Source organism: Veillonella sp. AS16 (assembly GCF_000517785.1).
Lineage (GTDB): Bacteria > Bacillota > Negativicutes > Veillonellales > Veillonellaceae > Veillonella > Veillonella denticariosi.
Window position 1 is genome coordinate 132204 of the sequence record NZ_AZYX01000022.1, and the last position, 12499, is coordinate 144702.

Genomic DNA, 12499 nt, shown 5'->3' on the forward strand with positions numbered 1-12499 from the left:
TCTTTTTTTGTCCTATAAACCTCTTTTTACGCTTACTTAATACCAACGTGTTAACGGCAACTCGTTCGTAATACCTTTTGTCATCAGAATTTGATGCAAGTCCATATTACCGATGTAGAAACCTGCCGCACATCCGCAAAGATACAGATCCCACATACGTACGAATTCACTGCCCCGTTTCGCTTCTACTTGCTCACGGACGCCTTGAAAATTGTTATACCAATGCATTAAAGTCTTATAATAGTGATACCGTAAACTTTCAACATCGATGACATTCATATCATAGTCATAAGCGAGACTGACCATTTCGCGAAGGGACGGCAAACATCCGCCCGGGAAGATATATTTACGAATCCAGGCACTTGTTTCCTTTTCAGAAGGATCACTGATGTAATGGAGCAGGAATAAACCGCCGTCTTTAAGCATGTCCGAAGCGTCCTCCATATACAGAGGAAAATTAGCACGTCCTACATGTTCAAGCATACCGATGCTGACAATGCGGTCAAAGGTACGCCCGGAAGCCGCTACGTCGCGATAATCTATAAGCTCAATCTCAACCTGTCCTTCAAGGGCATATTCTTTGATGCGTTCCTGCCCCTTTTTCCATTGTTCTTCGGACAGAGTACACCCATAGCCCTTAACACCGTATTTACGGGCCGCCTCAATGAGAAGAAATCCCCATCCGCAACCGATATCAAGCAAGGTCATTCCCTCTTTTAAGTACAATTTATCGAGAATATGATGAACCTTTTGATATTGCGCATCTTTGAGACTATCATCGTCATGCTTAAAATACGCACAGGAATAACTCATGGTTTCATCGAGCCATAATTTATAGAACTCATTGCCTAAATCATAATGGGAAGATACTTGTTGTTTTTGATCTTTCTTTTTAAGACCTGCATTAAAAAGCGAGCTAAGTACCTTCCGATTGATAGAGTCCTTTCCTACATGACCAAGGACTACACAAAGCGCTTTAAATAAATCCCCTTTAATTTCGATATCTTTACGCATATACGCTTCACCGAGGGCGAGTTCTGCGGATATTAACAAATCCTTCTTCGGAATATCGCGATTAACGATGACGGTAAACTCGGATTCTCCGTCACCGATCGTATATTCATTATCTCCAATTTTTACGGTGAAACAATGATCATTGAAACGTTCTAAATAATGTACTAAGAAACTATCAAATAGTTTGGAAAACATACTTAACTTCCTTTCCTATCAGCTTTCACTATATAGACCTTAAAAATATATACATTAACATGACCGGATAGATTCTATACCCTATCAACATATATGCTCATAAATTATATCTATATAGTTACGGCAAATAAAAATCTATATTAATCCTATATTAATATGAACTTATCAAATTTCTTGAAGTAACATATTTAACTCTATTTATATTATAGCACTTCTAAATAATCTATTCTAAATTTATAGAGCAACTCCATCGTATTAGTATGGTATAATATTTATTTGATAAGGTTTGTAACAAATCACTGCTATAAACTTTCACAATGAACGAAATCGACCACATATTCCATGTGGCATTATGTATTATGTATATCAAAGGTGGTACCATGAGCACAAATTTAGAAGTAGGTATTGTAGGTCTTCCAAATGTCGGTAAAAGTACATTATTCAACGCTATTACCAAGGCCGGTGCGGAAGCGGCTAATTATCCGTTTTGCACAATCGAGCCGAATGTAGGCGTTGTAGACGTTCCTGACGATCGTTTACAAGTCTTGGCGGACATGTTCGGATCCAAACGCATCCTGCCCGCAGCGATGCGCTTCGTAGATATTGCAGGACTCGTAGCGGGTGCATCTAAGGGCGAAGGTTTAGGCAACAAATTCCTCAGTCACATTCGTCAAGTGGATGCGATTGCCCAAGTAATCCGTTGTTTCGACGACCCTAACATCACACATGTATCCGGTTCTATCGATCCGATTCGCGATATTGAAATCATCAATACTGAGCTATGCCTGGCCGACCTCGAATCCGTAGAAAAACGGAAGCAACGTATCGAAAAAATTGCTAAATCCGGCGATAAAGACGCTCGTGCCGAACTACCGTTGTTGGAACGCATTATCGAAGGTCTCGGAGCGGCAACGCCGGTTCGTGCTCAAGGTCTCGACGAAGACGAAATGGACATGATTAAAGAATTGACTTTGCTCACGGCTAAGCCATCTCTCTATGTGGCCAATATATCCGAAGACGAAGTATCCGATTACTCCGCTAACGAGTACGTAAAACGCGTGGAGGAATACGCAAAAGCGGAAGGCTCAGGTATCGTAGTCGTATCCGCCCGTATCGAATCCGAAATCGCCGAATTATCCGATGAAGAAGCCGCCGCATTCTTAGAGGATCTCGGTCTTTCCGAATCCGGTTTGACAAAACTCATCAAGGCAAGCTATGCGCTCTTAGGCCTCATCAATTACTTCACGGCCGGCGAAATGGAGGCTCGTGCCTGGACCATCGTAAACGGCACAAAAGCTCCGCAGGCGGCCGGTAAAATCCATTCGGATATTGAAAAAGGCTTTATCCGTGCCGAAATTGTATCCTTTGATGACCTACAAGCTTGCGGCAGTCAGAACGCCGCTAAAGAAAAAGGACTTGTACGCCTGGAAGGTAAAGATTACGTCATGAAAGACGGCGATGTAACACATTTCCGTTTCAATGTATAAACAAATTTATAATGACAAAAACCAGTAAATCACAGGATTTACTGGTTTTTTATTGCTATATAATAGACCTATTAAATTATTTTTCGTCTTTGCCTAATGCATTTTTAATGCCATTAATAGCACCGTCTACAGCACCTTTAACATCATCTGCAGCTTTCTTAACATCATCAGCAATATCATTAGCAGCGTCTTTTACTTTTGCAACTGTATTTTCAACAGCACCTTCCGCCTGCATTTTTTTGTCACCGGTTAATTTACCTGCATTCTCTTTTAATGCACCTTTAGCTTGGTTAAGTTTTTCATCTAAAGCCATGATTATGACTCCTTTCATTTAAACATATAATTTATACATCCAGCCTAAAACGTTTTAGTTATTTATATGTTCAGCATTAAACGCTTAAGCTAGCTATATAAATTTATAAACATATCATTATATTTTATATTATATCATTCTACAATTAAAATTTAAATGAAAGTTACCGATTGAAGCATTAGCGATCAATCAAATCACTCTTACGATTTCATCCATCGTGCGACGCGTCTTATTACGGTGAGGTTCTTCATCACGATAGCCAAAGGCCGTCATTACGGCAATACCGAAGTGTTTTGTATCAAACAGACCGAGTTCATCACCCAAGAATGCAGTCATCTTATCCTGGTTAAATCCTTCTAACGGACAGGAATCGAGACCTTCATACGCAGCCATCGTCAACATGTTCGCCATTACGATATAAGCTTGTTTAGATGTCCAGTCAAATGCGGCACGTTCAGATTCAAAGGTTTTATAATCTTCCGTAGTAAACCCTGCATAGAAATCGCGATATGCCGCATCAATTTCGGCAGGTAACTGTTTAACTTCCTCTTGAATATGACGAATATAAGGAGAATCAAATTCCAAATCAACCCTCTTGCGTGCCAGGATTACCACGAAATGACTGGCTTCGAGGCCTGCCTGAATCCCCCAACCATAATTCTTCATTTTCTCCCTGATTTCAGGGTTTTGAATCACCAACAATTGGAACGGTTCAAAACCGAGGGATGTCGGCGCCAAGCGTGCGGCCTGCAAAATGGCATTCCAATCTTCATCAGATATTTTTTTAGACGGATCAAACTTCTTGCACGCATATCGATACGTCATGGCATATTCCAAATCCTTACGGTCAAATTTAGGCGCTTGTAGTTTTACTGTTTCTATTTCATATTTACTCATTTATATCTCCTTATATTAATACATAAAATAATCTGAAATCACTTTATCATATTCCGTTTATAGGTTCTTCCCCAGTCACACATAGCCATGATAATAGGCCGTAACGTTTCACCGAATTCAGTCATGCTATATTCCGTCTTAGGCGGCACTACGGGATAGATTTCCTTATGTATAATCTCATCCGATTTACACATACATATTTAAAAGCTTTCAAAAATAAACTATCTAAAATTATGACCAAACAGGATCATTCGCTCCTTTTCCTGATTAAACAGGCGGAAACCCAATTCATATAAACCATTTAAGTCGCCATCATTTAACAGTGTCATATACTCACCTCTATCATCTTTATTGATAATAATAGGCGCTAATTCCTGCTGTAAACAAGAATGCACAATAAGTGCTCTACCGGTCCGTCCATTACCATCGGCAAAAGGATGAATTCGTTCAAATTGTAAATGTTGTTCCATAATAGCTCGAATTTTATCTTCATCCGTAACCGCAATATCAAGTCGATACTGTAATGTATCGCTCCAATTTTTTAATACTTCCGGCACCTGGTATGGCTTTGTCGATTCAAAATCAGCACCAATCACCATATTTTGAACTACCTTAAATTGACCATTATCATCACGAATATGAGCCAATAATAATCTCTGTGTTTCTTTTATAGTTTCAATTGTTATCGGGGCTCGATAAGATTCCATTAAGAATGCTAAATATTCTCGATAATTGGATACCTCATAGAACTCGCGTAATTCCATTTTTCGAGGAATCATATTATCTTATCTAAGAGAATACTTTTTGTTTCTCCCTGTGTCAATGTATTACCCTCGATAGCCGTACTATGATGAGCCATACGGACAATCATATCATAAATAGATAATACTCGATACTCATCGTTAAAAGTCTAAGTCTGCTACACCTTATACGGCACCGCCAGTTCACCTTTTTCATACCAGAATAATCCGGATGTACTGATGCGATGCTCTTTTAATATAGTTTTTACATGATCCGCGATATCCGGTTCTATTTCAATGGATAGGCCGCACATATCATGCAACTCCGGCGGCGTCGCCATCAGTTGGTGAGGCACATTAAGTTCGGATAAAACCTTATCCGCCTTATCCCCAAAGTAATATGACGTAAATACGACGAGTAACTTTTTATTTTCCAATACCTCACCTCCCTATTACGCTATGATTCCGTTGCCCTCTAGTGCCATTTATTATAGCTTAACAATATTATCGCCCAAAATGGAGTCAGTAATAGCATACATATTAGTAATGCTACCTACGCCAAGCTGGTCTTTAATGCCGAAGTAATCGAGGCAGATACCGCATGCCGCAATTTCAACACCGGCGTCAGCCAGCTTTTTAATGTTCTCTAAATGAACGGAATCATTTGTCACCATCTTAACACTGCTATTGATAAAGCAGATTTTGGATGGTTTTACATCGGCCTCAACCATGCACACCCAGAATGTTTTCATCAAATTGCGGCCCAGTTCCTCGCTGCCTTCACCGAGATAATCCTTTGTCATAAGAATAACGCGATTCCCATAATTCATAGGTGTACAAACAGGCTGTCCATCACCAGTAACATTTTCGCCCGGTGTCATGGTGAGATAAAAATCCTTACCATCTTGACGAATGTCCACGCCATAACCGCGGGATTTCCCAAATTTTTCTACATTATCACGACTTACCTCATTGTCTACAACAGTCGTAATAATCGCATCGGGATTGGCATCGCTCACTTTTTTGGTTTCAATAACAGGTTTCGGGCACAAACTGCCACGCACGTCTACGGTCAATTCATTTTTCTTGCTCATCGTACACCTCTTATATCATTATATATTTTGTAAAAGTATCTACTATCTACAGATGATACTAAATTATAGATATAAATATACATAGTTAAACAATTATCGTATATTACCTATTTATTCGATTATGCCTATGCCGTTACGCGTACCGAAAGTCCACTGAAGCTTTCAACGGTTCCTACAATACAGGCACAGTCTACACCCTCCTCATGTAGTGCCTCAACTAAAGCTGTTCCCTCACGTTCAGGAACAGCGAATAGCAAACCGCCCGACGTTTGAGGATCAAACAGGATATCCATCCACACCGGATCAAGTTCCGCATCGACCTGCACATCGGTTATAGCCTTGCGGTTGCCATATGATGCAGCCGGTACAAGTCCCATTTGAGCAGCCTCCACAACATCGTCAAAAAGCGGAATATCAAATACCTTGATATGAATCGTCACATCAGAAGCACTCGCCATTTCAACGGAATGTCCCATGAGACTGAAGCCCGTCACATCAGTACAGGCATGAACCGTAAACGCGTGCGCCACATCCGCCGCCATGCGATTCAACGTACTCATGCTCGTTACAGCCTGTGCCGTTCCCGTCGGGAAAAGATCCCCTTTCAAAGCGTTATTCATGATGCCAGTTCCGATCCTTTTCGTTAAAACCAGTACATCTCCCGCTTGAGCACCTTTATTTTTCCAGATGTTATTAGGGTTTACTTGACCCGTTACGGACATGCCGAATATAGGCTCCTTATTCTCTATGCTGTGACCGCCCACAATAGCCGCTCCCGACTCGGCCACAATCGCCGCCGCCCCATTAAGCACATCCGTCAACACCCCCTGTTCCACCAAAGGCACCGGAAACCCCACGATATTCATCGCCGTCAACGGCGTGCCGCCCATAGCATATACATCACTTAAGGCATTAGCGGCCGCAATTTTTCCGAATAGAGTCGGATCATTGACAACGGGCGTAAAGAAATCCAATGTCTGCACCAATGCCAATGATTCGGATAATTTATAAATCCCCGCATCATCTGCGCCGGTCATATCCGCCAATACATGCTCATTTGTAACGGGCATTACCGCCTTAAGGACGCGATTTAAAATGTGAGGACCGATCTTACATGCACAGCCTCCGCTCGTTACATAATCAGTGAGTCGAACCATAGGACCACCTCCTATTCATTTCCCGGTAAACGCGAGACTATTCTTTTAACCGCTTTTTCAAACTTCGGACGCGGCATCAGCAGCTGATGTCCGCAACCGTTGCATACGATGAGAAAATCCGTGCCAATTCGCCTGATTTCCCATTGATTGCTACCGCAAGGATGTGACTTTTTCATCTGTACCACATCGCCCACATAATATCTCACAAACGCCATGATGTCTCCTTATACGATATATAGTATTTATATACTTATTATACCTAAAATCCAAATACATATATAGATGAAAGTATATAAAGCACGATTATCGAGCTCTAAATCATAGCATAAGTTATGAAGTTGAATACCAGTTATAAGAAACTCTAGAGTTATATCTAAACAATAATGATTTTTCATTTGGCTATCATTCTCAATATCATTTTCTCTATTCCATGTAGCTCCCTCACTTATCAACCTTTATTTTTCCGCGCAAACACTACATTGATAACTTTTATCATTTAGAAAATTTTCGAAATAAATTTTGTAAAAACACTTGCATTTCTCATTTAGTATGTTACAATATAGTCAACAATGATTATTCGTTAAGTATACGGATAGACCATTGTATATAAAACTGTTACATAAGCAAGTGCTAAACAGATGAGTTAAGTAAGTACTGATTACAGGAACAGGCAAGTGCCTCTTTCACTAAAGAATAGGTATTCTTAACTATGACGAAGTCGTCGATAAAACTTTCAGAATAAGTATTCTAGTTTATCTAAACTTAAGTAGTCATTTAATGCGAGGAATAAGTATTCCTACATGTATCGCTTTCACAACCAAGTGGTTATGAAAATAAAACGTTAAGTAACATTCTAAGAAAACTGTAAGTACAAAGGAGAAATGAACATGGCAGAATTAAAAGGTTCTAATACTGAAAAAAATCTTCAAGCTGCATTCGCAGGCGAATCTCAAGCATTCCAAAAATATACTTTCTACGCATCCGCTGCTCGTAAAGCTGGCATGAACGAAATCGCTGATTATTTCGAAGAAACAGCTCATAACGAATCCGCACATGCTAAATTGTGGTTCAAGGCGCTTCATGGTGGCGATGTATCTTCCGATATCGAAGCTAACCTTCGCGATGCTGCTGCAGGCGAAAACTATGAACACACTACAATGTATAAAGAATTCGCTGACGAAGCTGAAAAAGAAGGCTTTGCTAAAATCGCTTTCCAAATGCGCGAAGTTGGCAAAATCGAAGCTCGCCATGAACAACGTTACCTTGCATTAGCAGCTCAGGTTTCCGGGAATAAAGTATTCCACAACGATCAACCGGTAGCATGGATTTGCGCTAACTGCGGTTACATCCACGTTGGTGAAGAAGCTCCTAAAGTGTGCCCAGTTTGTGCACATCCACAAGCATTCTTCCACCGTTTTGTAGAATCCATCTAATCTGTAAGTACAGATCTTATAAAACTGCAAGTGCAGACAACCTCTATTCAGTATGCACTGACAACTTCCTTAAAATACGAAAGACGATGACTCCGGTCATCGTCTTTTTTTTTGCCTTTATCGCACTCTAATATTTAATTTACCTTTCTATTTATCTTTCAATATTTGTGTCAGCTGTTGTGCCGCCTCACAAGGATCATCCGCACCGGCTATAGCCGAAATAACCGCCACACCGCATGCACCGCCATGCAAAACTTTCTCCGCATTATCCAGTGTAACGCCTCCAATTCCTACAATCGGCAACGATAGACCTGCACGCTGCAATTCTCCAATCCGCTCAGGTCCACATGGGGCTTGCGCATCGGCTTTACTGCCCGTCGGATACACCGGACCGATTCCTGCATAATCAGCATAGCCGATATCTGTCTGCTTCAGTTCTTCCTGTGAGTGAATCGAAATGCCCACAACCTTATGTCCCATATGGTTGCGAACAGACTCCAGGTTCATGTCCTCCTGCCCCACATGAACACCGTCCGCACCGACAGCCACGGCAAGCTCCACATCGTCATCAACGATATAAAGCACATGATATGCGGCGCAAATATCTTTCAGTTTCTGTGACATTTCAAACTTATCGCTTCCGTTTAGAGTATTACTCCCTTTTTCCCGATACTGAAAGCAGGTCACGCCACCTCTACATGCGGCTTCAACGGTCTTCAGTAATACATCGTCCCTATAACCTACATCCTGCGTACCGCATATGAAATATACCTTCAACTGTTCAGGTATTACTACGGATCGCATCACATCGACATCATGCAGCGCCGTATCATCCATCGTATACAGTTCATTGATGAAAGCCGTGCCGAAACTGCCCGGTACCATACCGCATGATTCAGCGGCCCTTTCACCGGCAATATCGTAATAAGCCAGAACATACGCTAAAAATTCCGCCTGAGAGAGCCGATTTGAAACGGTCCGGGCAATGCTTAAAAAGGCCGCCAGTACAGCACCGAGTAAACAGCCTGTTCCCGTCACGGATGCCATCAGAGAATGTCCGTGAGGCACGCCGTAAACACGTGTACCGTCAGACACACAATCAATTTCTCCCGTGGCAACGACAGGACAATGAAGTAATCGAGATACATTATATGTTACAGAAGAAATATCTTCAACCTGTCCGCCATCGACACCTTGCCCGCTACCGGGCAGGGACTCATGTTTATCGTTACAAAGAGCTTCATAAACAGCTTTAATCTCACTTTGATTGCCCCGTAGCAAGGATATACCTTGAGTCCTCAATAAATCCAGCGCAACGGATAAACGATAAGCTCCGGCGTGGCAACCGACGGGATCCAGTACGACCGGTACACGATGCTGTTTCGCCAGACACAAAGCGGATTTATAGTATTCAAATGTATCCGGTGTTACCGTTCCGATATTGATGAGCATAGCCGATGCATGAACAATGAGGTTTTCCAAATCCTCCACACATTCACTCATCACCGGAGAAGCCCCTGCTGCCAATAACCCGTTAGCGGTAAACGCCTTAACCACATCATTAGTAATACAGATTACAAGGGGATTTTTCGTTCGTAATTCCTGTAATATATGGAATTCCGGCCATGTACGACCGCCCATATACGGATTTTCCTGATTTCTCATCACTCACCTCTATAGTTTTATTCATCGTTCATTGCTATTGTTTCATCGCCATATGATTAACGGGACCGCAACCATGCCCTAGCCCCGGATTATGCTTAATGGCAAGTGAAATATACTCCTTTGCGAAACCGATCGCATCCATCACATCACGCCCCTTAGCGAGTTCCGCCGTAATGACCGCCGAAAAGGTGCACCCAGTACCATGCGTATGAACCGTATCGTATTTGGAGCTCGTCCAGCAACGGGTCTCCCCCGTTTTTGTGAAAGCATAATCCGTCGCATCTCTTCCTATATGTCCGCCCTTGATAACGACAACCTGCGGTCCCATGTCTGATAATATGCGCTTTGCCGCCGTAGCGATGTCACTTTCACATGAAATAGACATATCCGCCAGAACCTCCGCCTCACTGCGATTCGGCGTTACCACACTGGCCAATGGGATAAGTTTCGTTTTCAGAAAATTTATTGCTTCATCGGATACAAGTCTGTCTCCGCTGGTGGCAATCATGACGGGATCCATTACATACGGAATAGATCGATTCAAATAGGGATACATTACATCCATCATCTCCGGTAAGGCGATCATCCCCGTCTTGACCGCTTCCGGCTCAATATCCGAATAAACGTCGTGCAGCTGTTGCTCAATACTTTCAAGAGACACATGTTCCACATGATGAACGCCTGTCGTATTTTGAGCGACTACAGAGGTGACAACGGCCATACCGTAAACCTGACGACTCTGAAAAGATTTTAAATCAGCCATAATGCCGGCCCCGCCGCTCGGGTCCGTACCGGCTATAGACAATGCAGTATGCAGCTTCATAATACCTCCTATACCTTCATTCATCCTCCACTCCGGGTGTTTTACAAATAACCGACAAAAAAAGACCATCCAAAATGGAATGGTCTCGTTATGCATTCTGTATCACTCCACTTTCCTACGCCGGTATTATCCGGATCAGGTCTAGGGTTTTGAATACTCAATCTCAGCAAAAGCACCCCTAGTGGCAATATATTTTTATACTCTATTTATAACATTATTATTCGTCATATGCAATAACATTTATGTTAAATTCAATGCATTTATGTTATATACAACAAAATAATTGTTGCCGTTCAATGCGACTCCTGCATGCCATATAAGACTATCCATTTTCCGGTATAACAATGTGTCCCCCTTCACAGGTCCAATGACGATCACCTACCGTTGCGGCTTCACTCTCGTCATGAGTCACCCATACACAAGGCACCTCCCACTCTCGGATAATGGATACCAAATCCTCGCGCACATGTTTACGCAGAGTCCAGTCGAGCGCCGATAACGGTTCATCCAGCAACAATATGGTCGGTTTCGAGTAAAGAGCACGTCCCAACGCGACTCGCTGCTGCTCACCGCCGGATAACTGCCCCGCCTTTGTATGGCGATACTTTTCAAGACCCAATCGCGCCAATAGGTTCTCACACATTTCAGGCGTTCCGCGTTTACTGTACTTGATATTGTTTTCCACCGACAAATGAGGAAATACGATATTCCCTTGCGGCATATACCCTACCTGACGATCCTGCGCCGGCACCCAAATTTTTCTGTCTCTATCCACCCAGGTGGTCGCATCATAACGAATGATGCCCGTCGTAGGCTTCACAAGACCTGCGACACACTTAATGAAAGTGCTTTTACCACTGCCGGACTGCCCCGTCAAAACCGTGATTCCATTCGATAAAACACCGTCAGCTTTCACAATAATAGAAGGTCTGACTACGGAAAAAGAAAAAGTTATCATAGTCCCCTCCCTAATTGTGATCGATTTGACGGAATAACGTTCCCTTTGTAAGGATATGAATACCGCTCAATAAAGCCAATGTAAGCACACAGATATAAATAACCAGTTCAAAGGCGTCCATATACTGTCCCGCCTCTACATAGGAGTAAATCGCAAGCGGCATAGTGCGTGTGAGCCCCGGAATATTGCCGGCAATCAAAATAGTGGCCCCGAACTCGCCCATGGCACGACAAAAAGCGAGAATACTGCCCGTCAAAATGCCTTTCCAGGCCAACGGAATCGATATGGTAAAGAAGATACGCAGCTCCGACGCCCCCAATGTACGCGCCACATCCTCCATATTATGATCCACGGACTGCAATGCGGAGCGCACCGTCTGATAAAACAGCGGAAAGGCGATGACAGAAGATGCCACAACGGCACCGGCCGCGGAAAAAACAACGCCCAAATCGTGGCTTTCAAGCCATGCCCCGAAAGCATAACCGGGCGTAAATATCATAAGTAGCGCAAAACCTACAACCACAGGAGGAAGCACAAGAGGCAACGTGAGAATCGCATCAATGACAGCAATGCCGTTCCAGCGACATTGATTCATCAAGAAACAGGTAATCAGTCCGCCGATGATAACAAACACGAGGGCAACACTTGCCACCCAGATAGACAACCATAAAGGACTCATAGTTGCCCCCTTTCTTAAAATACATAATTCATTACGTTCATTCT

15 protein-coding genes and 1 riboswitch are annotated in these 12499 nt (G+C 42.6%); of the genes, 2 read left to right on the plus strand and 13 right to left on the minus strand.

Annotation, left to right across the window (positions count from 1 at the left end; all coding sequences use genetic code 11):
- Positions 1-36: 36 nt before the first annotated feature.
- Positions 37-1209 carry a class I SAM-dependent methyltransferase gene (locus tag HMPREF1521_RS08520; protein ID WP_038118176.1) on the minus strand — a complete coding sequence of 391 codons (1173 nt, stop codon included), beginning with the start codon at positions 1207-1209 and terminating at the stop codon, positions 37-39.
- 380 nt (positions 1210-1589) lie between these two features.
- On the opposite strand from HMPREF1521_RS08520, the gene ychF reads away from it, so the two are divergent.
- Positions 1590-2696 (plus strand): redox-regulated ATPase YchF, encoded by a 1107-nt coding sequence (gene ychF, locus HMPREF1521_RS08525; protein ID WP_038118178.1) that lies wholly within the window; start codon positions 1590-1592, stop codon positions 2694-2696.
- A gap of 76 nt (positions 2697-2772) precedes the next feature.
- Here ychF and HMPREF1521_RS08530 read toward each other — a convergent pair whose 3' ends face one another.
- The 8 genes from HMPREF1521_RS08530 to HMPREF1521_RS08560 all read right to left on the minus strand — a co-directional run bounded on the left by HMPREF1521_RS08530 (position 2773) and on the right by HMPREF1521_RS08560 (position 7112).
- Positions 2773-3009, minus strand: a complete 237-nt coding sequence (locus HMPREF1521_RS08530; RefSeq protein ID WP_038118179.1) for a CsbD family protein — start codon at positions 3007-3009, stop codon at positions 2773-2775.
- 189 nt (positions 3010-3198) lie between these two features.
- A complete protein-coding gene (locus tag HMPREF1521_RS08535; RefSeq protein WP_038118180.1) occupies positions 3199-3906 on the minus strand; it encodes an NAD(P)H-dependent oxidoreductase in 708 nt (235 codons plus the stop codon).
- A 38-nt stretch (positions 3907-3944) separates the two neighbouring features.
- Positions 3945-4100 (minus strand): helix-turn-helix domain-containing protein, encoded by a 156-nt coding sequence (locus HMPREF1521_RS08935; protein WP_084214645.1) that lies wholly within the window; start codon positions 4098-4100, stop codon positions 3945-3947.
- 27 nt (positions 4101-4127) lie between these two features.
- Entirely contained in the window at positions 4128-4685 is a 558-nt protein-coding gene (locus tag HMPREF1521_RS09150; RefSeq protein ID WP_304412505.1) for a Fic family protein, read from the minus strand.
- A gap of 140 nt (positions 4686-4825) precedes the next feature.
- Positions 4826-5083, minus strand: coding sequence for a DUF3343 domain-containing protein (locus HMPREF1521_RS08545; protein WP_038118181.1), 258 nt, complete (start codon positions 5081-5083; stop codon positions 4826-4828).
- 51 nt (positions 5084-5134) lie between these two features.
- Positions 5135-5740, minus strand: coding sequence for a sulfurtransferase-like selenium metabolism protein YedF (gene yedF / locus HMPREF1521_RS08550; RefSeq protein WP_038118182.1), 606 nt, complete (start codon positions 5738-5740; stop codon positions 5135-5137).
- Between the two features lie 125 nt (positions 5741-5865).
- Positions 5866-6897: a selenide, water dikinase SelD gene (gene selD, locus HMPREF1521_RS08555; protein WP_038118183.1), complete on the minus strand. Its 1032-nt coding sequence runs from the start codon at positions 6895-6897 to the stop codon at positions 5866-5868.
- A gap of 11 nt (positions 6898-6908) precedes the next feature.
- On the minus strand, positions 6909-7112 hold the full coding sequence (locus HMPREF1521_RS08560) for a DUF951 domain-containing protein (RefSeq protein ID WP_038118184.1): 204 nt from the start codon (positions 7110-7112) through the stop codon (positions 6909-6911).
- A 672-nt stretch (positions 7113-7784) separates the two neighbouring features.
- Here HMPREF1521_RS08560 and rbr point away from each other — a divergent pair.
- Entirely contained in the window at positions 7785-8330 is a 546-nt protein-coding gene (gene rbr / locus HMPREF1521_RS08565) for a rubrerythrin (protein ID WP_038118186.1), read from the plus strand.
- 147 nt (positions 8331-8477) lie between these two features.
- On the opposite strand, the gene thiM is transcribed toward rbr, so the two are convergent.
- The 4 genes from thiM to modB all read right to left on the minus strand — a co-directional run bounded on the left by thiM (position 8478) and on the right by modB (position 12455).
- Positions 8478-9995, minus strand: a complete 1518-nt coding sequence (thiM, locus tag HMPREF1521_RS08570) for a hydroxyethylthiazole kinase (protein ID WP_051435781.1) — start codon at positions 9993-9995, stop codon at positions 8478-8480.
- Between the two features lie 34 nt (positions 9996-10029).
- Complete coding sequence (gene thiD, locus HMPREF1521_RS08575) at positions 10030-10818, minus strand: bifunctional hydroxymethylpyrimidine kinase/phosphomethylpyrimidine kinase (protein WP_038118188.1); 789 nt, start codon at positions 10816-10818, stop codon at positions 10030-10032.
- Between the two features lie 95 nt (positions 10819-10913).
- Positions 10914-11008: riboswitch (TPP riboswitch) on the minus strand.
- A gap of 132 nt (positions 11009-11140) precedes the next feature.
- The gene (locus tag HMPREF1521_RS08580) at positions 11141-11776 is read right to left on the minus strand and encodes an ATP-binding cassette domain-containing protein (protein ID WP_038118190.1); all 636 of its coding nucleotides are present in this window, start codon (positions 11774-11776) and stop codon (positions 11141-11143) included.
- Between the two features lie 10 nt (positions 11777-11786).
- Entirely contained in the window at positions 11787-12455 is a 669-nt protein-coding gene (gene modB, locus HMPREF1521_RS08585) for a molybdate ABC transporter permease subunit (protein WP_038118193.1), read from the minus strand.
- Between the last annotated feature and the right edge of the window lie 44 nt (positions 12456-12499).